The organism is Sphaerisporangium rufum (genome assembly GCF_016863395.1).
Lineage (GTDB): Bacteria > Actinomycetota > Actinomycetes > Streptosporangiales > Streptosporangiaceae > Sphaerisporangium > Sphaerisporangium rufum.
The window spans coordinates 1-20,906 of the sequence record NZ_BOOU01000065.1 but is presented as its reverse complement, the minus strand read 5'-3'; the positions used below and the strand labels follow the sequence as shown (position 1 = coordinate 20,906).

Below are 20,906 nucleotides of genomic sequence, written 5' to 3'. Positions count from 1 at the left end.
CTCACAACCGGCCGTTGTCCCGCGCGGTCTTCTGGTAGAACTCCCGCGCCTCGTTCCCGCCCTGCTCCTGCCAGTTCCGGACGACCTGCTTCCACTCCGAGATCGGGCGCTTGCCGCGGAAGATCTCCTGCATCTTGTCCTCGGTCGGGGTCACCAGGCCGGACATCTTGGACGGCACCTCCACCCGGATCCCTACGAACGGGTCCTCCTCCAGGAAGGTGGCCGCCTTGGTCTCCCACGCGTGCAGCGAGGGGACGTAGTCCGGGTACTGCGCCTCGGTGATCGCGCCCGGGCGGCCGGACAGGAACATGTAGGTCGGCTGTGCCTCCTTCTCGCCCAGGTTGGTGCGCTGCACCAGGCCGTCCTTGACGTTGTAGTGCTTGCCCTCGACGCCGTTGGTGAGCAGCTCGTTCTCCGCGGTGCCGTACGGGGCCGAGCACCAGTTGGCCACCCGCAGCAGCTCGCGGATCCGGTCCGGGGACAGGTCCTTGCGGATGAAGGCGAACATGCCGGCCGGCTCGTTGCGCCAGACGATCACCTTGCCGCCAGCCTTCGCCGGGAACGGGTCCAGCGCGGCGAAGCGCAGCTTGGGGTTGTCGGGCAGGTAGGTGCCGTACAGCTCGTGCCAGCCGCCGACGCCGTCCCGGTTCATCAGGACCTGGCCGGAGCCCATCAGGCTTTTGACGTTGGCGTCCTTGTTGGCGACGATCTCCGGGTGCACCAGGCCGTCGGCGTACAGCTTGACCATGTACTCGATGTGCTGCTCGAACTCCGGCGTCTCGTACTTGTAGATCAGCGTGCCGTCGCCCTTCTTGCGCCACTCGCGCGGCACGTTGAAGGCCCGCTGGATCTCCTGCTCGATGCCGGCGAACGCCCAGCGCTTCTTCTTGGCGTCGGTGGCCTCCTTGCCCATCGCGTAGATCTCGTCGGCGTTGGTGGGCGCGGTGATGCCGAGCTCGTCCAGGATGTCCTTGCGATAGAGCATCAGGAACGGGTACGGCGCGTTCGCCCACGGGATGGCCTGCAGCACGCCGCCGTACACCGCGTACTGCCACGCGGCGGTCGGGTAGGCGGCCAGCAGCGGGTAGTCCTTGGCCTTGTCGCCGGCCAGGTAGGGCGACAGGTCGGCGAACAGCTTGTTGGCCGCCTCGGTGAAGTGCGCGATCTTCTGGGCCTCCCAGCCCGGGATCTGCATGATCTCCGGCACGTCGCCACTGGCCAGCACGGCGCTGAGCTTGTCGCCGTAGGTCATGCCGTCCTGGATGTTGAACTTCACCACGCCACCGAGCTGCTCGTTGACGGCGTCGTAGTAGGCGTTGTTCCCCAGGCCGGGCGGCACCTTGCCCCACAGCGGGGTCATCGCGGTGATCTGCTTGCCGCTGGTGATCGGCTTCTCGGTGACCGCCTGGACGAACTGCGCCGGGCGCTTGAGGAAGCCGGGGTCGACGAATGCGCCGCCGGGCAGGTCGGGGGTGAGTCCGGGCACCTGGAACGGGATCTGCTTCGGCACCAGTCCGGACAACTTGTCGGCGGCGACGGCGGTGCCCTTGGGCAGCTCCTTCTTCGCGGCGCATCCGGTCAGGCCGCCGGTGGCGGCCACCAGGCTGCCGGCGCCGACGAGTCCGAGAAAACCTCGCCGGCTGGTTATCGCGCCATCGGGGGAGTTCTTCACGGCGCGCGCCTCCTTCTTCGTGCCCGGGTGTTGGGCTTTTCGGGGGTGTCGGCCGGGGCCGATCCCGGGGTAGAGTTAGTTCGTCTGGTGACCAAACAAATTAGCCGAGGGTGACCCGCCCCACAAGGGAGGGTCCGCCGTTCGGCCCGGGAGGCGGGTCACAGATCGATGACATGGGCGGGGCGAGCACCAGGGAGCGGCATGACCACCTCCTCGGCGATGCGGCATGATGGGCCCGCCGGGGCTCAGCGGGAACGGGGCTGATCTTGATCAACGCGCACACCGGCCCTCAGCCGGCGGACTTCGCCGACGTGCGGGCCACCAACCTCGCCGTCGTGCTGAGGTTCGTCCGGGACAACGCGCCCTGCTCGCGTGCCGACATCGCCGCCTCCACCGGCCTGAACAAGGCGACCGTGTCCAGCCTGGTGGCCGACCTCATCGAGCGCCGGCTGCTGAAGGAGACCGGCCTGACCGAGAACCGCGTCGGCCGGCCGGCCACGATGCTGATGCTGGACGGCTCCCCGTACGCGGCGGTGGGCATCGAGGTCAACGTCGACTACCTGACCGCGGTGGCCGTCGACCTGGCCGGCACTGAGCTGCTGTCCTGGCGCCGGGCCTTCCCCGGCGCGACCGCCACCCCGCCGCAGGCGATCGCCGCGGTGGCCGCGCTGGCCCGCCGGGTGCTCGGCCGGATGGGCAAGGAGTCGCGGCGGGTGCTCGGGCTGAGCGTCGCGGTGCCCGGCCTGGTCGACCTGGGCGGCTGCGTGCGCGTCGCGCCGAACCTCGGCTGGCGGGACGTCGATCTGGCGGGTGACCTGACCAAGGCGCTGCGCGACCCGGGCTTCCCGGTGCTGGTCGACAACGACGGGAACCTCGGCGCGCTGGCCGAGCACCGCTTCGGCGGCAGCGGCGGCGCGGCCAACCTGGTGTACCTGACCGGGGAGGTGGGGGTGGGCGCGGGCGTCCTGATGGACGGCCGGCTGCGTCGTGGCGGCGCCGGGTTCGCCGGCGAGGTCGGCCACATCCAGATCGATCCGGCCGGGCCCCGCTGCCGGTGCGGCCGGCACGGCTGCCTGGAGGCGGTGGCCGGCGTCGGCGCCGTGCTGCGGCGCACCGCCCCGGACGCCACGCCCGCCGAGCTGGAGCCGGAGGTGGACGAGGTCGTCCGGCTGGCCCGGGGCGGTGACGCCGAGACGCTGCGCTCGCTGGAGAGCATCGGCGGCGACCTCGGCCGCGGGCTGGCCATCCTGGCGAACCTGCTGAACCCCGACGTCATCGTGCTGGGCGGCTACTACGTCCCGCTCGGGGAGTGGATGCTGCCCGCGGCGCGTGCGGAGCTGGCCCGGGGCAGCGTGGCACCGGCCGGCGGCGGCGTCCGGGTGGAGATATCCGCCCTCGGGCACGGCGCCGCGGCGCTCGGCGCGGCGGCCCGGTTGCTGGACTCCATCGACTCCGGCCGGCTGCCCGCCTGACCGTCCGGGTGCTGCCGGGCGCCACGGGTCACGGGACCGCATCCGCTCTTGACCCGGACCGGCAAAGCGGGCAGTCTTCATAAGAACCCCCGGACGTAACACTTCGGAAATACCCCCTAAACAGCGTCGAAGCGCTTCGACAACCCTTCCGGCCATCGAAGCGCTTCGACAGCCGGACGCGGTCGTCGAAGCGCTTCGACCGGGCCTCGGCGAGCGAAGGACGGTTCCCATGAACGAACCCGCCCCGGAGGCCTTCCGCGACCCCGCCCGCCCGGTCGCCGAGCGGGTCGCCGACCTGCTCGGCCGGCTCACCCTGGAGGAGAAGGTCGGCCTGCTCCACCAGTACCAGGCCCCGGTGCCCCGGCTCGGCGTGGGCGCCTTCCGCACCGGCACCGAGGCACTCCACGGGCTGGCCTGGCTCGGGCCGGCGACGGTCTTCCCGCAGGCGGTGGGGCTGGCCAGCACCTGGGATCCGGAACTGGTCCGCCGGGTCGGCGCGGCCACCGGGGCGGAGGTGGTGGCCTTCCACCGCAAGGACCCCGACGGCGCCGGCCTCAACGTGTGGGCACCGGTGGTGAACCCGCTGCGCGACCCGCGCTGGGGACGCAACGAGGAAGGCTACGCCGAGGACCCGTGGCTGACCGGCCTGATGGGCACCGCCTTCGCCCGCGGCCTGCGCGGCGAGCACCCGACGCTGCGCACCGCGCCCACCCTCAAGCACTTCCTCGCCTACAACAACGAGACCGACCGGTGCACCACCTCCAGCAACGTCCCGCCCCGGGTGCTGCACGAGTACGAGCTGAAGGCGTTCCGGCCCGCCATCGCGAGCGGGGCCGCGGTGGCGGTGATGACCTCCTACAACCTGGTCAACGGCCGCCCGGCCATGCTCAGCCCGCTGGTGAACCAGGTCCTGCGTACCTGGACCGACCAGGAGGTGCTGGTCGTCAGCGACGCCTACGCGCCGGCCAACCTCACCGGCCTGCAGGCCTACTACGCCGACCCCGCCGAGGCGTACGCGGCGGCGATCAAGGCGGGCACCGACAGCTTCACCCAGGACGACGACCGGACCGAGGCGACGCTCGGCCACATCCGGACCGCGCTGGAGCGGGGCCTGCTCGCCGAGCAGGACGTCGACGCCGCCGCCCGGCACGCGCTGGCCATCCGGTTCCGGCTCGGCGAGTTCGACCCCGGCAGCCCCTACGAGGTCGGCGAGGAGGTCGTCAACGGCCCCGAGCACCAGGCGCTCGCCCGGGAGGCCGCCACCCGCGCCATCGTGCTGCTGAAGAACGACGGGATCCTCCCGCTGCGCGCGCCCTCCCGGGTGGCCGTCGTCGGCCCGCTCGCCGACACCCTGATGGAGGACTGGTACAGCGGCACGCTGCCGTACGCGGTGACCGCCCGCGCCGGGCTGGCCGAGCGCTGCGAGGTCACCTTCTGCGAGGGCGTGGACCGCGTCGCGCTGGGCAGCAGGGGCCGGTACGTCACCGCGGTCGCCGGCCGCGACGGCGGGCCGGTCCGGCTGACGTCCGCCGCCGGCCCGGAGGCCACCTGGTTCGACCTGTTCGACTGGGGCGGCGGCGCCTACGCGCTGCGCTCGGCCGCCAACGGCAGGTACCTCTCGGCCGGCGACGACGACGTGCTGGTCAACGACCAGCCCGGCCCGAACGGCTGGGAGGTGCGCCAGACCTTCCGGCTGGAGGAGCGGCCGCGCGGCACGCTGGTCCTGCGGCACATCGCCACCGGCAGGTACGTCGCATCCACCACCGACGGCACGCTGCGGCTGGCCGCCGAAGGCGGGCAGCCCCTCGTGCTCACCCTGGAGCTGGTGCGCGGCGGCGCGCAGGCGGCGGCCGAGCTGGCCGCCGCGGCCGACGTGGCGGTCGTGGTGGCCGGCGACCACCCGCTGGTGAACGGCCGGGAGACCGAGGACCGGGCCGACCTCGGCCTGCCGCCCGCCCAGGAGGAACTGCTGCGGGCCGTGCACGAGGCCAACCCCGACACCGTCCTGGTGCTCAGCAGCGGCTACCCGTTCGCCGTGACGTGGGCGCAGCAGCGGGTGCCGGCGATCGTCTGGTCCGCGCACGGCGGCCAGGAGTACGGCCACGCGCTCGCCGACGTGCTGTTCGGCGACCAGGACCCGGGCGGGCGGCTCACCCAGACCTGGTACCGCTCGGCGGGGGAGCTGCCCGACCTGCTCGACTACGACATCATCGCCACCGACGCCACCTACCTGTACTTCCGCGGCACGCCGCTCTACCCGTTCGGGCACGGCCTCAGCTACACCCGCTTCGAGTACTCCGCGCTGGAGCTGTCGGCCGAGCGGCTGGCGCCGGAGGAGTCGCTGACCGTGCGCTGCACGGTCACCAACACCGGGAACCGGCCGGGGACCGAGGTCGTCCAGCTCTACACCCGGCAGCGGCGCTCCCGGGTCAAGCAGCCGCTCCGGCAGCTGCGCGCGTTCGAGCGCCTGCGGCTGGCGCCGGGGGAGAGCGGCACGGTCACCCTGACGGTGGCCGCCGCCGACCTGGCCTTCTGGGACGTCACCAAGGACCGGTTCGTGGTCGAGGACGCCGCGCACACCGTGCAGGTCGGCCGGTCGGCCCGCGACATCCGGCTGTCGGGGCGGTTCACCGTCGACGGCGAGCGCCTCGCGCCGCGCGACCCCTACCGGCGGCCGCTGGAGGCGATCGGCAACGACGAGTACGACGGCATCGTGCTGTGCGACGCCGGCCGGGTCGACGGCGACGCGGTCCGCGGTACCGATCCCGGCTCGTGGATCGCCTTCCACGGCGTGGACTTCGCGGCCGGCGCTGCGCGGTGCGCCTTCACCGCGGGCAGCACCGAGGGCGGGGTGCTGAGCCTGCGGCTGGACGACCCGCTCACCGGGCCGGTGGCCGGGGCGGTCTCGATCGCGCCGGTCCGGGACCGCCACGAGCTGGTCGAGGTCGGCTGCCCGCTGGCCGGGGTGGCCGGGGTCCGCGACCTCTACGTCGTCTTCGAGAACGAGGGGATCACGCTGGGCACGCTCACCTTCGCGCCGGGCACCATCGGAGGCGGCCGGTGAGAACGGTCACCATCGCCGACGTCGCCAGGCACGCGGGTGTCGCGGTCAGCACCGTCTCCTACGTGCTCAGCGGCAAGCGCGCCATCTCCGAGAGCACCAGCGAGCGCGTGATGCGCAGCGTGCGGGCCCTCGGCTACCACCCCAACGCGGGCGCGCGGGCGCTGGCCAGCAAGCGGTCCAACGTGATCGCCCTGGTGCTGCCGCTGCGGGCCGGGATGCACCTGCCGGTGCTGATGCAGTTCGCCACCTCGGTGGTCACCACGGCGCGGCGCTTCGACCACGACGTGCTGCTGATGACCGCCGACGAGGGCCCCGACGGGCTGCGCCGGGTGGCCGCCAGCGCCATGGTGGACGGGCTGGTGCTGATGGACGTGGAGATCCACGATCCCCGGGTGCCGTTGCTGCGCGACCTCGGCGAGCCGAGCGTGCTCATCGGTTTCCCGGCGGACGCCTCCGGGCTGACCTGCGTCGACCTGAACTTCGCGCAGGCCGGGGCGATCTGCGCCGAGCATCTGGCCGGGCTCGGGCACCGGGAGATCGCGCTGCTCGGCGCGCCGAACGTCGTCTACAAGCGGGGCACCGCCTTCGCCGAGCGGGTGATGGAGGGCTTCGTCGCGGCCGGCCACCGGCACGCGGCCGGCACGGTCGCCTGGCCGTGCGAGGAGACCTTCGACGAGGTGTGCGCGACGGTGTCGGCGCTGCTGGAGCGGCATCCCGGCACCTCCGGCCTGGTGGTGCACAACGAGGCCGCGGTCGGTCACGTGCTCGGCGCGCTGCGCGTCCTCGGCCGCCGGGTGCCGCAGGACGTCTCGGTGGTGGCCATCTGCCCCGACGACGTCGCCGAACGGGCCAGCCCGGCGCTCACCTCGGTGCTCATCCCGGCCGAGGACGTCGGCGCCCAGGCGGTGAACCTGCTGATGGCCAAGCTGGAGGGCGAGTCGGTGCCCGAGGCCACCCTGCTCAACCCCCGGCTGACCGTCCGCCGCAGCACCGCCGCCCGCTGAACCCGCCGGGCGCCGCGGGGTGGCCCGTGCCCGGCGTCAGTGCCGCATCGGTGCCGCGTCGGTGCCGCATCATGGCTGGTGGTAGGGCAGCTCCACGGCGACCGTCAGGCCGCCCTCCTCGCGGGGGGCCGCGGTGACCACGCCGCCGTGCGCCTCCGTCACCACCTTGACGATCGACAGTCCGAGCCCGCTGCCCCGCTCGGACTCCAGCCGGTCGCCATGCAGCCGGCGGAACGGCTCGAAGATGGTCTCGATCTCGTAGGCCGGCACCGGCAGCCCGGTGTTCGCCACCACCAGCTCCACCCGGTCGGCCCGCCGCCGGGTGGACACCCACACCTGCCCGCCGGCGTGGTTGTGGCGGACGGCGTTCTCCACCAGGTTCTGCGCGAGCCGCTCCACCAGCACCGCCTCGCCCGACGTCGGCGCCGGGTCCAGCAGCCGGTGCACGGTCACCTTCCGCTCGGCGGTCTCGGCGACGGCCAGGTCGAGCACGTGCTCGACCACGTCGGCCAGGTCGAACGGGCGGCGGTCCAGCATCCGGCGCTCGCCTTCGGCCAGGGCCAGCAGCGCGTCGATCAGCCGTTCGTGCCGGGTGTTCACCGTGAGCAGCGACTCGCCGAGCCGCCGGACGTCCTCGCTGGCCTCCGGCCGGCGGACCGCCACGTCGACCAGCGTCCGGTTGATGGTGAGCGGCGTGCGCAGCTCGTGGGACGCGTTGGCGATGAACCGCCGCTGGCCGTCGTAGGCGCGGCCGAGCCGGCCGATGATCCCGTCGACGATGCCGGCCAGCTCGCCTACCTCGTCGGGCGGGCCGTCGTAGGCGATGCGCTCGGACAGGTCGTGGCTCTGCGCCACCCGCCGCGCGCTGGCGGTCACCGACCGGACCGGGCGCACGGCCCAGCCACCGGCCCGCCAGCCGAGCAGCCCGGCCAGCACGCCGGCCGGGAGCAGCGCCAGCCCGCCGACCACCACGACGTTGCGGACGGTGTCCGCCTGGTAGACCCGCCGGACCTGCGCGACGCGCAGCTCGGCGATCCGGTACTCCCGCTCCCACTGCGAGTACCAGGCCCCGCCCGCGCTGATGTACTGGGGATGGCGCAGCCCGTCCCTCGGCTGCAGGTTGTGCCGGACCAGCAGGGCCAGCCCGGCCACCAGGACCGCTCCGGCCAGCACGAAGACGACGCCGCAGGCGACGGCGAACCGCAGGCGCACGCTCGCCCGCACCCGCTCGCTCATGGGATCCGGTATCCCGCGCCGGTGACGGTCTCGATGACCGGCGGCTGACCGATCTTGCGGCGCAGCTTGGTCATGGTTGTCCGCACGGTGTTGGTGAACGGGTCGATGTGCTCGTCCCACACCTTCTCCAGCAGGGTCTCCGCCGAGACGACCGCGCCGCGCGCCCGCAGCAGCTCCGCCAGCACGCCGAACTCCTTGCGGGCCAGCGGCAGGTAGCGTCCGTCCCGGAAGACCTGCCGGTGGGCCCAGTCCAGCCGGATGCCGGCGCGTTCCAGCATCGGCGGGTCGGCGGGCCGCGTCCGCCGGCCGAGCGCGTGCACCCGGGCGAGCAGCTCCTCGAAGGCGAACGGCTTGGGCAGGTAGTCGTCGGCGCCGAGGGACAGGCCGTCCACCCGCGAGCCGACGTCGGCGGCCGCGGTCAGCATGATGATCCGGACCAGCGCGCCGCCGGCCACCAGGGTCCGGCACACGTCGTCCCCGTGCCGCCCCGGCAGGTCGCGGTCCAGCACGAGCACGTCGTAGTCGTGCACGCCGAGCCGCTCCAGCGCCGCCTCGCCGTCGTAGGCGATGTCGACGGCCAGCGCCTCGGCCCGCAGCCCCTCGGCGATCGAGTCGGCGAGCATCCGCTCGTCCTCGGCGATCAGCACCCGCATCCGCGCCTCCTTCGCTCCAGGCCGGGCCAGCATGACGAATCCGGCATAACGCGGACATAACGCGATCAGGTCACCTCAAGGTTATCGATCATTCGCTGGACTGCCCCGTCGTGCCCGGGATCGGCCCGGGCACCCGAAGGGAGTCCGACGATGCCCGTACGCGACGCCACCGGCCCGGCCGGTCCGGCCGCCGCCCCGGCCGCACCAGGCCGGGCGGGCGGTCCGATCCGGCGGGCCGCCCACCTGATCATCGGTCCCGCGCGCCGGGTCCGCGACGGCGGCCACCTGACCTTCCTGGTCGTGATCACCCTCGCCGCCGGGGTGCGCGCCCTGGTCATGCTGGGCTACGACACCGCGCAGCTGTATTGGTACGACTCCTTCACCTACCTGGACACCGCCGTCCACCTGCAGCCGTCCGGTGCGCTGCACCCGGCCGGCTACCCCTTCTTCCTGCGGATGTTGCTGCCCTTCCACAGCGTGCGCCTGGTGGCCGCCGTCCAGCACCTGATGGGGCTCGGCATGGGCGTGCTGATCTACGCGCTGCTGCGCCGGCGCGGGCTGCCCGGCTGGGCGGCGGCCCTGGCCCCGCTGCCGGTGCTGTTCGACCCGGCGTTCGTCCGGCTGGAGCACGCCGTGCTCGCCGACACCCAGACCATGTTCCTGGTCGTCGCGGCGCTGGTGGTCCTGCTCTGGCGGCCGGTGCCGACGGTGCCGGCCGCCGCCGCGGCCGGCCTGCTGGTGGCACTGGCCGGGCTCAGCCGTACGGTCGCGGTGCCGCTGGTCGGGCTGTTCGCCCTGTATCTGCTGGTGCGGCGGGCCGGGGCGCGGCGGGTGGCCGCGCTCGCCGTCGCCGGCGTGCTGCCGCTCGCCGGGTACGCGGCCTGGTACCAGGCCCACCACGGCCGGTTCGCGCTGAGCGGCTCCGACGGCGTGGCGCTATGGGCGCGGACCATGACGTTCGCCGACTGCTCGGTGATCAGGCCGCCGGCCGCCGAGGCCGCGCTGTGCCCCAACGGCACGGTCGTCGACGCGGCGTCGGAGTACGTGTGGGCGCCGGGCGCCGCGCTGAACCGGTTGCCGGGGGACCGGTTCTCGCACAACGACCTGGCCCGGTCGTTCGCGCTGCGGGCCATCGCCGCCCAGCCGCTGGACTATCTGGCCGACGTCGCCCGCGACACCTCGCTGGCGTTCGCCTGGACTCCGGTGCGCCACCCGCTGCGGGTGGTGCCGACGCTCACCTTCCCGGTGGGGTCCTGGCCGCTGCCCGGCCACGCGCTGATCGGCAAGGTGCGGCAGGAGTACGACGGCACGATCCGCGGGATGTCCTCGGTGCAGCCGTACGCCCGCGCGCTCGGCGCGTACACCTATCCGGAGGTGCTGCACGGGCCGCTGTTCGGCGTGCTGCTGCTGATCGGCGGGATCGGTGCGGCCGGCCGGCGCCGCGCCGCGGCCCTGCCGTGGATGACGGCCGCCTTCCTGCTCGTCGCACCGGTCGCCGCGCTGGACTTCGACCACCGCTACATGCTGCCCGCCGTACCGGTCGCCTGCCTGGCCGCCGCCATCGCCCTCCACGACCTCGCCGGACGGCGTCGAAAGTACCGGTGAAGTGGAGAAACTTTCAAAAACGGCTGATCCGGCGGGACGGCATGGTCCAGGTCAGGGCCCGGCCGGGGACCGCCGGTCCCGCCGCGCCTTGCCGCCTCCCGGACCGGGATCGATACTCCCGACTGACCTTGGCACCGGTCGAGAAGGACGGACGGCCCATGAAACTGAGATCCATGTTGCTCGGCGCGGTGGCGGCCGCGGCGATGCTGGTCACCGGCGTGGCGGTGGCAGGCCCGGCGACGTCGGCGTCGCTGGTCGAGGTGACCGGGTTCGGCACCAACCCCACGAACCTGCGCATGCACCTGTACGTCCCGGACCGGGTGGCGGCCCGGCCGGCCATTCTGGTGGCCGTGCACTACTGCACCGGCTCGGGACCGGCGTTCTACTCCGGGACCGAGTTCGCCTCGCTGGCCGACCGGTACGGGTTCATCGTCGTGTACCCGTCGGCGACGCGCAGCGGCTCCTGCTTCGACGTCTCCTCGCCGCAGGCGCTGTCGCACAACGGCGGCAGCGACCCGGTGGGCATCGTGTCGATGGTGCGCTGGGTGGCGCAGAACCGGGGCGGCGACGCCTCCCGGGTGTTCGTCACCGGCGCCTCCTCGGGCGGCATGATGACCAACGTGCTGCTCGGCGCCTACCCGGACGTGTTCAAGGCGGGCGCCGCCTTCATGGGCGTGCCGTTCGGCTGCTTCGCCACCACCGACGGGTCGAGCTGGAACAGCGCCTGCGCCAACGGCCAGATCAGTAAGACCCCGCAGCAATGGGGCGATCTGGTGCGCGCCGCCTACCCCGGGTACACCGGGGCCCGGCCGCGGATGCAGACCTGGCACGGCACCGAGGACGCCACGCTGCGGTATCCGAACTTCCAGGAGCAGATCAAGCAGTGGACCGACGTCCACGGCCTGAGCCAGACGCCGTCGTTCACCGACGCGCCGGCCTCGAACTGGACGCGAACCCGCTACGGCGGGACCGGGACGATGGCGCCGGTGGAGGCGATCAGCGTCCAGGGTGTCGGGCACAGCCTGCCGCAGGGCGGGATGGCGCAGCGGGTGATCGAGTTCTTCGGCCTCACGTCCGGCGACCCCGGCCCCAGCCCGACCCCCACGCCGACCCCCACCGTGACCCCGACCCCGACGCCGACCGTGACCCCGACCCCCACGCCCGGCACCGGTCCCTGCCAGGTCACCTACACGATGAACTCCTGGAACACCGGCTTCACCGCCGAGGTGAAGATCACCAACACCGGCCCCACGGCGGTCAACGGCTGGTCGTTGGCCTTCGCGCTGCCGGCCGGCCAGACGGTGACCTCCGCCTGGAACGCCACGATCTCTCCGGCCGCCGGCCAGGTGACCGCCCGGAACGTCTCCTACAACGGCACCATCGCGCCGGGCGGCTCGGCCTCTTTCGGCTTCCAGGCCGGCCACACCGGGAACACCTCCAGGCCGTCGGCGTTCACCCTCAACGGCGGCGCCTGCGCCGCGGGCTGAGTGGTGGCCCGCCTGGTGATCTGAGCCGTCGCGCGGGCGGTGCCAGGACCGGTCAGGCCGGCGCGCCGCCCGCCGGATCGGCGGGCGGCTGCGGCGTCCCGGGCGGGTTCGGCGCCCGGCCGGGACGCCGCCGGTGCTCGGCCGCGAGCACGGCCACCAGCAGCGCGGTGAGCGCGGCGAGCTGGGCGAGGGCCGACCACAGCCCGGCCACGATGGTGACCGGCGCCAGCGCCGCGGCCACCGGGCGCGTCCGGTGGCCGGGCAGGCCGAGCACCTTCCGGTACAGCACGTCCCCGGCCAGGTAGAGCGTCACGCCGGCGGCCAGCGCGACCGCCGGGCCGGCGTGCAAGGCCTCCAAGGGGTGGCCGAGCGCCTTCTTCACGCCGGCCGCCACGCCGACGATGCCGAGCAGCAGCGGGATGTGGGCGTAGAAGAAGGCGCCCAGGATGAGCCGGGTGCGGCGGACCGGTTCGGCGCCGGCCAGGGCCCGCTCGGCCGGTCCTTCGTCGTCGCCCCCGAAGTACACCCACCACAGGCAGGCGGCCAGGGCCAGCCCGAGCGCCGCGGCGACCGCCAGCCCGGGATCGATGTGGCCGTGCGCGCCGATGCCGATCGCCACCACCGACTCGCCGAGCGCCACGATCACCAGCAGGCCGTGCCGCTCGACGATGTGCGCCGGGTGCAGCGGGAAGCCCTTCTGGCCGATGAAGTACGGGCTGGCCCACAGCAGCACCATGGCCGCCGCCCACAGCACGAGCACCAGCGGGCCGTCGGTGAACCCGGCGGCGAACAGCAGGCCGGTGGCGGCCAGGTTGAACGGGACGACCCGGACGATCGACGCGGTGGCCTGGAGGTACAGGCCGGCGTGCACCAGCACGATGATCAGATAGCCCAGTGCGAACGCCCATCCGCCGCCGTCGAACGCGGTCGGGATCGCCAGCGCCATGATCAGGAAGCCGACCATGCCGAGCAGGACCAGCACCCGGCGGGCCGGCCGCACCGGCGGGATCGTGTTGGTCAGCCAGGCGTACCCGGCGTACATCCACCACATCACGCCGAACACCAGCAGCACGCGCAGCGCGGCGGGCAGCGGGTGGCCGCCGTCGGCCAGGCCGTCCACCAGCAGGGTGGTCAGCTGGGTGATGGTGAAGACGAAGACCAGGTCGAAGAACAGCTCCAGGGTGGAGACGCGCAGTTCCTCGTGGGCGGGGGTGGGCTCGACGCGCTCGGCGAACCAGCCGGGAAGACGCACGAGGTCATCTTGCCGCCTGACCGGGGGGAAATGGCGGGGTTTCGCCGACTACGAACGCCTTTTCCGCTGGGCGGTCCACCTCGATCGGGTGTACGACATCGGGCAGGCGGCACGGGTCGGTTCGGCCCGCCCCGGCGGCCCGGGAGTACGGCGCCTAGCGGAGGACGGCGGGCCCGCCCGGCGGGCCGGAGCCGCCGCCGGCCGGAGCCGGTCCGACCCGGTCGGAGCCGTCCGGTCGGAGCCGGTCGGAACCGGTCGGAGCCGGCGGGAGTCAGTCAGCGTCCGGGGCGGGGGTGGTGCGGCGGCCGGCCACCAGGCGGTCCTGGCCGGGCGCGGCGTCGGCGGGCTTGGCGTCGGGCCTGGCGTCGGCGGGCGCGGCGCCGGCCGGCGAGGTGGTGCCGGCCGGCTCGGCGGTCCTGGCCGGGCGGCGGGGGCGGGCCTTGCGCGGCCCGGTCGCCGCCGCCGGCTCCCCGGCGCCGGCCGGCTCGCCTGCGGTGCTCGGCGCCCCGGCGGCGCCGGCGCGCGAGGTCTTGCCGGTGCCGGTGCGCGGGATGGGGTTGGTGGCCGGCCCGTCGGCGTCCGCCACGGCGTCGGCCGGCGCCGGTCGCGAGGCCTCCCGCCAGGAGGAGATCACGTCGTCGGCCTCCTTGTCGGCGGCCATCTCGTCCTCGGCCTCCGCCTCGCGCCGGCGGATCACCACCAGGTGGTCGACCGACAGCCGGCCGGCCCCCACCACCGCCAGCAGCACCGAGGCGGCACCGAGCGCCACGATGAGGTTGATGTCGCCGCCGGTGAGCGGAAGCCCGGTGTCCCCGCTGACCAGGGCGAACACCGCGAGCGCCTCGGCGAACAGCACCAGCCCGCAGGCCGGGACCGCCAGCCCGGCGACCAGCAGCGCGCCGCCGATCAGCTCGATGAGCATGGTGGCCGCGGCCCACACGGCGGGCGCCGGCGCGTCCATCCTGGCGAACTGGTCACCGGTGGCCGTCAGGCCGTACTCAAGCTTGTGCCAGCCGTTGGCGAAGAAGATGCCGCCGACGCCCAGCCGGGCCGCCAGCGACGCGAGATCCCGCAAGCTCTGTCTCACGGCTCTTATTCTCCCGGGGGGTGGGGTCGTTGCACAGACGATTGCCGTCACCTGAAATGTGACCGGATATGAGTACAGGTCGGGCGGTCGTGGCCTTACGGCCGGCGCTCCCGTCTCCGGGGTGCCCGCCGTACCGCCGACTGCCCAGCCGGGACGGGTCTTACACCGGCTCCGCCAGGGTCAGCGCGGGGCGGACCGGGGGGCGGCGCGGCGCCGGGGGACCAGGACGGCGGCGGCCAGCGCGGTCGCGGCGAGCAGCACGACGCTGACGACCACCGTCGAGTGCAGGGCGGTGACGAAGGCGGCGCGGGCGGTGTCCATCAGCGTGGCACCGGTGCCGCCGCCGATCTCCCGGGCCACGTGGGCCGCCGAGGCGAGCGACTCCCGTGCCTGGCCCATCGCGTGCGGGCCGACCCCGGGGACGGTGGCCACGGCCGGCGCGTAGACGACGGTGGTGATGGTGCCGAGCACGGCGACGCCGAGGCCGGCGCCGAGCTCGTAGGCCGTCTCCTCGATGGCCGCCGCGCCCCCGGCCCGCGCCTCCGGGGCGGAGGCCATGATCGTGTCGGAGGCGGCCAGCAGCGCCACCTCCACCCCGAACCCGATGCCGGCGAAGCACAGGCACAGCAGCAGCGGGTGCTGCTCGGCGCCCCAGGTGACGGTGGGGGCCAGCGACAGCCCGGACAGGGCGAGGCCGCCGGACATGGTCGCGCGCAGCCCGAAGCGCTGCAGCAGGCGCGCCGCGCACAGGCCGCCGGCGATCGCCGCGATCATCAATGGCAGCATGCGCACCCCGGCGCGCAGCGGGCTGTCGCCCAGCACCAGCTGGAGGTACTGGGCGAGCATGAGCTGCAGGCCGACCAGCGCGAACACCGCGAGCAGCACGCACACCACGCCGAGGGCGAACCCGCGCTGCGCGAACAGGCCGATGTCGAGCAGCGGGTGGGCGAGCCGGCGCTGGCGGGCGGTGAACCACACCAGCAGCGCGACCCCGGCGACCAGGATCGCCAGGGCCGGCCGCGTGCCCATCAGGCTGCCGTGCCCCGCCTCCTTGAGCCCGAAGGCGACGAACAGGATGCCGAGCACCGACAGCGCCGCGCTCGGCGCGTCCCAGCGGTGCCGCCGGTCGCCGCGGGAGCCGGGCAGCAGCCGCATGGCGAGCGGCAGCGCCACGACCAGCAGCGGCACGTTGATGAGGAAGACCGCGCCCCACCAGAAGTGCTCGACCAGCACCCCGCCGACCAGCGGCCCGACCGCCGCCCCGCCGGCGGCCACCGCGCTCCACACGCCGAGGGCCACCGCGCGCTCGCGGCGGTCGGTGAACACCTGCCGGATGATCGACAGAGTGGCCGGCATGATCATGGCACCGCCGACGCCGAGCAGTGCCCGGGCCGCGATGAGCATCAGCGGGCCGCCGGCGAACGCCGCGGCCAGCGACGCCACCCCGAACACCACGTACCCGGCCAGCACGAAGCGCCGCTTGCCGTAGCGGTCGCCGAGCGTGCCGAAGGTGACGAGCAGCGGGGCGACGACCAGCGAGTAGATGTCGATGATCCACAGCAGCTGCACCGCGGACGGCTCCAGCGCCGCGGTCAGCGCGGGCACCGCGATGTGCAGCACCGTGGCGTCGACGGCGATCAGCAGCAGGCTGAAACACAGCAGCGCGAGCACCGACCAGCGGTTAGCCTGGTGGCCCGCGGGGACGCGGCCGGGAGGGACCTGCGGCCGGGCGCTCAAAACGGTCATTGGCTACTCAAATGTCCTTCGCCTGCCGACATGCGTGGCAGCTTAGGCCATCTCCGTGGGTAGTTCAGCAAGTTGCCGCAATGCCTAACGGACCGGTCGCCCCGGTGGTCCCGCGGGACGGGTGGGGCCGGCGGGGCTGCCGGGGCGGCCCGCCACCTCTCTAGAGAGCCATAGGTATATGTCCGATACCTAGGCAATCGTTGATCCGCAACGCACCATGACGGCGTGGGGAACACCAGCGAGTCCGATCCCTCTCCGGTGCCATCCCCGCGAGACCGTGCCGATCCCCGCGCGTGGTGCGTGACCGCCGTCGCCCGGCTGTCCCGCGACCAGCCGGAGGGCGCGCTGGAGGCCGCCGGCGAGGCGGTGCTCCGCGACCCGGACGGCGAATGGGGACATCGGCTGACGAGTCTCGCCCTGGAACGCCTCGGCCGCGACTCCGAGGCGGTCGTCGCGGCCCGGGAGGCCGTCCGGCTCGCACCCGGCTCCTGGGCCGCGCGGCTACGGCTGGGCGCCGCGCTGCGCCGCGTCCCCGGCCGGTGGCGCGAGGCGTGGGCGCAGGCCGAGCGGGCCGTCCGGTTCGCCGCCGAGCAACCCGACCCGCACGTCCTGGCCGGCGACCTGGCGCTGCTGCGCGGCGACCACGCGCAGGCGGCCACCGCCTACCGGGCCGCGATCCGCCGGGAGGAGCGGCATCCGGGGGCGCGCGTCAACCTCGGACTGGCGTTGCTGCGCTGGGAACGGCCCCGCGACCACCACGACCCGGCCTGGCCGGTCGATCCCAGGGACACCGCCCGCGCCCGCCGCGCCCTGGCCGGCTGGGCCTGGCAGGTGCGCCTGCTGCTGGCCGCCGCGCTGGCCGCGGTCGCCGTCCTCGCCTTCCGGTACGGGATGCACGGGCCGGCGCGGGCGGGTGGCGCCGCGGTCCTGCTGGCCGTACCGCTGCTGGCCGCCTGGCACGCCCGCGCCGTCACCGTGTGGCGGTACGTCCCGGGCATGCTCGCCCGCGACCTGTGGCTGTGCGTCGCGGTGTCGGTGGCGCTGCTCGCGACGGCGGCCTACGCCGCGGCGCTCGCCACCCTGCCGGACCGGTCCTTCGGCGGCGCCCTCACCTCGGTCATCGACGGCGCCGTACCCCTCGCCGTCCCGGCGGCCCCGGCCGCGCTGTCGCGGCTCGACGACCTGATCGGCGGATCATGGGCCGGGCTGTTCGGCCTGGTGCTGTTCAACCCGGTCGCCGTACCGGCGCTGCGGGTGGTCACCGAGGCGTGGCAGGGCCGGCCGCTGCGGGCCCTGGCCCAGTTCGCCGCGGCGCCGCCCGAGCCGGTCGGGCGGCGCGACACCGGCGTCACGCTGTGGATCGTCACCGCCCGGCTGTGGTTCCTGGCCGCCGCGCTCGCCCTGCTGCCACTGGTCGCCGGCGAGCGGCGCGCCGCGCTCGCCGGTGTCGCGCTGCCGGCCGCCATGCTCTACGTCCGTGCCCGGGCCGGCCTGCCCGGCGGGCCGGCCGGCGCGCTGCGTGCCGACCGGGTGCTGGCGGCGGCGCTGGCCGCGCTCGCCGGCTGCGCGGCCGCGCTGGTCGCGGCCGGTGCCGCGGCCGTCGCCGGTGCGCCGCCCGCCGTGGCGGCGGCGGCCTGGTGGACGGTGGCGGCGGCGCTCGCCGCGGTGGTGGCGGCGTTCGCGGCCCGCGGCGCGCTCGCCTGGTGGCACGGTTCGGCCGGGCCGTGGCGGGGCTCGCTGGTCATGTGCGAGGGCTGCGGGCCCCGGCTGCCCGGCGAGGTGAGCCCGCCGGTCGGGCTGTCCGCCGAGGTGCGGCGGGCGTTCACCCGCTCGCGCGGCGTCGTGCTGTCCTACAACGGCGCCGACGGGCCCCGGTCGCTGCCGGTCGGTGCCGTCCTGTCGGCCGGCGCCCCGGGCGAGCTGCGGCTGATCGTCGCCGAGGACGCCTGGGCGGCGGCCGAGCGCGACCCCAGGGTGGCGGTCTTCGCCGCCGACCCCGCCGAGCGCCGCTTCTGGGCGGTGGTGCGGGGCATCGCCGTCCCCGACCCGGCCGAAAGTGTGCTGCGCGTGACGCCCAAGCACGTGTTCGTCGGCGAGTACCCCGGCCGCCACGAGGCCCGGCCCGCCGCCGGCCGCTGATCTCTCCCCACCCCTGCCCGGACGGGTTCGCGGCGCGCCGTGCCGGGCAGGCGCCGGGACGCGCGCGTGCGCTTGCGGTGCGGTATAACCGGGAGGCGACCGGGGAGGCAAAATGCGGTACTCCGACAAGGCCCGGCCGGCGGGGCGCGCCGCGGCCCGCGACGCGTTCGAGCGCGTCCGGCTGGGCTATTTCCGGCTCTCCCGGACCACCAGGCGGGTGATCTTCGGCGGCGTCCTGGCCGGTGCGCTGGTCCTGGCGGTGTTCCTCGGCTGGTCCCCCTTCGCCACCTTCCTCACCACGCTGGTGCTGCTCGGCTTCGCCGAGCTGACGCTGCGCTTCCCGCGGGCGGCGGCGACCGTGGTGGTGGTCGCGGCGTGGTCGTGCGTGATGGTGGTCATGGGGTCCTACCTGCAGCCCCACTCCGCGCTGCCGACGCTGTTCCTGCTGCTCGGCCTGATCGCCGGCGTCGCCGCCCACCTGATCAGGTGGGTGACGCCCTGGGTCACCACGCTGGCCGCGCTCGCCCCGGCGGGCATGGTCGCCTTCGCCGTGGCGACGTTCTCCCCGGCCATCGCCCTGTGGGCCGCCTACGGCGTGGCGGCCGCCGTGCTGCTGTACCGCCTGGTGCAGGCCGGCCAGGTCCGCCGCGGGCTCGCCGCCGCCCCCGCCCGCCCGCCCGCGCAGGCCCGCCGGCGGGTGCGCGACGGCGCCGCCGAGCGGGGCGGCCCGCCCGAGCGGGCCGTGCCGCCGCCCATCTCGGTGGACGAGGCGCTGGACGAGCTGGAGAGCATGATCGGGCTGGAGCCGGTCAAGGAGCAGGTGCGCTCGATCGCCGCGTCCATCGAGGCCTCCCGGCTGCGCGCCGAGGCCGGGTACGCGACCGAGCAGCCGATGCGCCACTTCGTCTTCGTGGGGCCGCCCGGCACCGGCAAGACCTCGGTGGCCCGCACCGTCGCCAAGATCTTCTACGCGTTCGGCCTGCTGGAGACCCCGTACGTGGTGGAGGCGCAGCGGGCCGACCTGGTCGGCGAGTACCTGGGCGCCACCGCGATCAAGACCAACGAGCTGGTCGACCGGGCCCTCGGCGGCGTGCTGTTCGTCGACGAGGCCTACGGCCTCATCAACTCCGGGGACGGCCAGGGCGACCGGTTCGGCGCCGAGGCGGTGCAGACCCTGCTCAAGCGGGCCGAGGACGACCGGGACCGGCTGGTGGTCATCCTGGCCGGCTACGAGAAGGAGATGGGCGCCTTCCTTTCGTCCAACCCCGGGCTGTCCTCCCGGTTCGCCACCCGGGTGCGGTTCCCCTCCTACTCGCCGGCCGAGCTGCTGCGCATCACCGAGCTGCTGAGCTCGCGGCGCGGCGAGCGGCTGGCGGCGGACGCGCCGCCGGTGCTGCTCGGCCTGTTCGAGGACGTCCGCCGCCGCGGCCTGGTCGACGAGCTGGGCAACGCCCGGTTCGCCCGCAGCCTGGTGGAGGCCGCCGCCCAGGCCCGCGACGTGCGCGTGGTGGGCGGCGGCGGCGCGCCGAGCCGGGAGGACCTGGTCACCACCACCACCGCCGACCTGGTCAAGGCCTTCAACGACATCACCGCCCGCTTCCGCGGCTACCAGGCCACGCCGACCTTGGAGGAGGCGCTGGCCGACCTGGACCGGATGGCCGGCCTGGAGCCGGTCAAGCGCCAGGTGCACGCCATCGCCGCCCAGCTGCGGGTGGCCCGGATGCGGCAGGAGCAGGGCCTGCCCGCCCCGCCGCAGATGCGGCATTTCGTGTTCGTCGGCCCGCCCGGCACCGGGAAGACCACGGTGGCCCGGGTGCTCGGCCGGGTGTTCGCCGCCCTCGGGCTGCTGTCCCGCCCGGACGTCGTGGAGGCCTCCCGCGGCGACCTGGTCGGCCAGCACCTGGGCGCCACCGCGATCAAGACCAACGAGCTGGTCGACCGCGCGATCGGCGGCGTGCTGTTCATCGACGAGGCCTACAGCCTGGTGAACAGCGGATACCAGGGCGGGGACGCCTTCGGCGCCGAGGCGGTGCAGACCCTGCTCAAGCGCGCCGAGGACGACCGCGACCGGCTGGTCGTCATCCTGGCCGGATACGCCGCCGAGATGGAGCGGCTGCTGGCCACCAACCCCGGCCTGGCCAGCCGGTTCAACCAGCGCGTCGCCTTCCCGTCCTACACCCCGGCCGAGCTGACCGAGATCGCCGAGTTGCAGGCCCGCGGCGCCGGCGACCGCTTCGACGACGCGGCGCGGCGCGACCTGGCGGAGGTGTTCTCCTGGGTCTGCGCCGAGGGCCTGATCGACGGGCTGGGCAACGGCCGGTTCGCCCGGTCGCTGTTCGAGCGGGCGGCGCTCGGGCGCGATGTGCGCCTCGCCGGGCGCGGCGGCGGCGCGAGCGCCGAGGAGCTCACCACCATCACCAGCGCGGACGTCCGCGCCGCCGTCAACGAGCTCGACGAGCTCGCCGAGCGCTGATCGGCCTCCCGCACCG

At 74.4% G+C, this 20,906-nt stretch carries 13 protein-coding genes; 7 read left to right on the top strand and 6 right to left on the bottom strand.

Going from position 1 to position 20,906, the window contains the following annotated elements:
• Position 1 precedes the first annotated feature (1 nt).
• A complete protein-coding gene (locus Sru01_RS24180; protein ID WP_203990069.1) occupies positions 2-1,672 on the bottom strand; it encodes an extracellular solute-binding protein in 1,671 nt (556 codons plus the stop codon).
• Positions 1,673-1,938: 266 nt separating this feature from the next.
• Here Sru01_RS24180 and Sru01_RS24175 point away from each other — a divergent pair, with 266 nt between their 5' ends.
• The 3 genes from Sru01_RS24175 (at position 1,939) to Sru01_RS24165 (ending at position 7,212) form a co-directional block, all read left to right on the top strand.
• The gene (locus tag Sru01_RS24175; protein WP_203990068.1) at positions 1,939-3,144 is read left to right on the top strand and encodes an ROK family transcriptional regulator; all 1,206 of its coding nucleotides are present in this window, start codon (positions 1,939-1,941) and stop codon (positions 3,142-3,144) included.
• 229 nt (positions 3,145-3,373) lie between these two features.
• A complete protein-coding gene (locus tag Sru01_RS24170; protein WP_203990067.1) occupies positions 3,374-6,208 on the top strand; it encodes a glycoside hydrolase family 3 protein in 2,835 nt (944 codons plus the stop codon).
• Entirely contained in the window at positions 6,205-7,212 is a 1,008-nt protein-coding gene (locus Sru01_RS24165) for a LacI family DNA-binding transcriptional regulator (RefSeq protein WP_203990066.1), read from the top strand. Before Sru01_RS24170 ends, Sru01_RS24165 begins: the two co-directional genes overlap by 4 nt.
• A gap of 69 nt (positions 7,213-7,281) precedes the next feature.
• Here Sru01_RS24165 and Sru01_RS24160 read toward each other — a convergent pair whose 3' ends face one another.
• The gene (locus Sru01_RS24160; protein ID WP_203990065.1) at positions 7,282-8,448 is read right to left on the bottom strand and encodes a sensor histidine kinase; all 1,167 of its coding nucleotides are present in this window, start codon (positions 8,446-8,448) and stop codon (positions 7,282-7,284) included.
• The gene (locus tag Sru01_RS24155; protein ID WP_203990064.1) at positions 8,445-9,101 is read right to left on the bottom strand and encodes a response regulator transcription factor; all 657 of its coding nucleotides are present in this window, start codon (positions 9,099-9,101) and stop codon (positions 8,445-8,447) included. The genes Sru01_RS24160 and Sru01_RS24155 overlap by 4 nt, the downstream gene beginning before the upstream one ends.
• 150 nt (positions 9,102-9,251) lie before the next feature.
• Here Sru01_RS24155 and Sru01_RS24150 point away from each other — a divergent pair, with 150 nt between their 5' ends.
• Both Sru01_RS24150 and Sru01_RS24145 read left to right on the top strand, forming a co-directional pair.
• Positions 9,252-10,706, top strand: coding sequence for a phospholipid carrier-dependent glycosyltransferase (locus Sru01_RS24150; protein ID WP_203990062.1), 1,455 nt, complete (start codon positions 9,252-9,254; stop codon positions 10,704-10,706).
• A 158-nt stretch (positions 10,707-10,864) separates the two neighbouring features.
• Positions 10,865-12,193 (top strand): extracellular catalytic domain type 1 short-chain-length polyhydroxyalkanoate depolymerase, encoded by a 1,329-nt coding sequence (locus tag Sru01_RS24145; RefSeq protein WP_203990057.1) that lies wholly within the window; start codon positions 10,865-10,867, stop codon positions 12,191-12,193.
• Between the two features lie 52 nt (positions 12,194-12,245).
• Here the strand turns inward: Sru01_RS24145 and Sru01_RS24140 are convergent, their stop codons facing one another.
• From Sru01_RS24140 to Sru01_RS24130, 3 genes are all read right to left on the bottom strand, one after another.
• Positions 12,246-13,445: a low temperature requirement protein A gene (locus tag Sru01_RS24140; RefSeq protein WP_203990056.1), complete on the bottom strand. Its 1,200-nt coding sequence runs from the start codon at positions 13,443-13,445 to the stop codon at positions 12,246-12,248.
• Positions 13,446-13,716: 271 nt separating this feature from the next.
• Entirely contained in the window at positions 13,717-14,532 is an 816-nt protein-coding gene (locus Sru01_RS24135) for a DoxX family protein (RefSeq protein WP_203990055.1), read from the bottom strand.
• Between the two features lie 180 nt (positions 14,533-14,712).
• Entirely contained in the window at positions 14,713-16,278 is a 1,566-nt protein-coding gene (locus tag Sru01_RS24130; protein ID WP_203990053.1) for an MFS transporter, read from the bottom strand.
• Positions 16,279-16,578: 300 nt separating this feature from the next.
• Here Sru01_RS24130 and Sru01_RS24125 point away from each other — a divergent pair, with 300 nt between their 5' ends.
• Both Sru01_RS24125 and Sru01_RS24120 read left to right on the top strand, forming a co-directional pair.
• Positions 16,579-18,417 (top strand): hypothetical protein, encoded by a 1,839-nt coding sequence (locus Sru01_RS24125; protein WP_239137693.1) that lies wholly within the window; start codon positions 16,579-16,581, stop codon positions 18,415-18,417.
• Positions 18,418-18,529: 112 nt separating this feature from the next.
• Positions 18,530-20,890, top strand: coding sequence for an AAA family ATPase (locus tag Sru01_RS24120; RefSeq protein WP_203990052.1), 2,361 nt, complete (start codon positions 18,530-18,532; stop codon positions 20,888-20,890).
• Positions 20,891-20,906: the final 16 nt, after the last annotated feature.

Coding starts and splice junctions, on each gene's coding strand:
- Sru01_RS24170 (WP_203990067.1), top strand. CDS start 3,374: ATGAACGAACCCGCCCCGGAGGCCTTCCGCGACCCCGCCCGCCCGGTC.
- Sru01_RS24160 (WP_203990065.1), bottom strand. CDS start 8,448: ATGAGCGAGCGGGTGCGGGCGAGCGTGCGCCTGCGGTTCGCCGTCGCC.
- Sru01_RS24155 (WP_203990064.1), bottom strand. CDS start 9,101: ATGCGGGTGCTGATCGCCGAGGACGAGCGGATGCTCGCCGACTCGATC.
- Sru01_RS24150 (WP_203990062.1), top strand. CDS start 9,252: ATGCCCGTACGCGACGCCACCGGCCCGGCCGGTCCGGCCGCCGCCCCG.
- Sru01_RS24145 (WP_203990057.1), top strand. CDS start 10,865: ATGAAACTGAGATCCATGTTGCTCGGCGCGGTGGCGGCCGCGGCGATG.
- Sru01_RS24130 (WP_203990053.1), bottom strand. CDS start 16,278: ATGACCGTTTTGAGCGCCCGGCCGCAGGTCCCTCCCGGCCGCGTCCCC.
- Sru01_RS24120 (WP_203990052.1), top strand. CDS start 18,530: ATGCGGTACTCCGACAAGGCCCGGCCGGCGGGGCGCGCCGCGGCCCGC.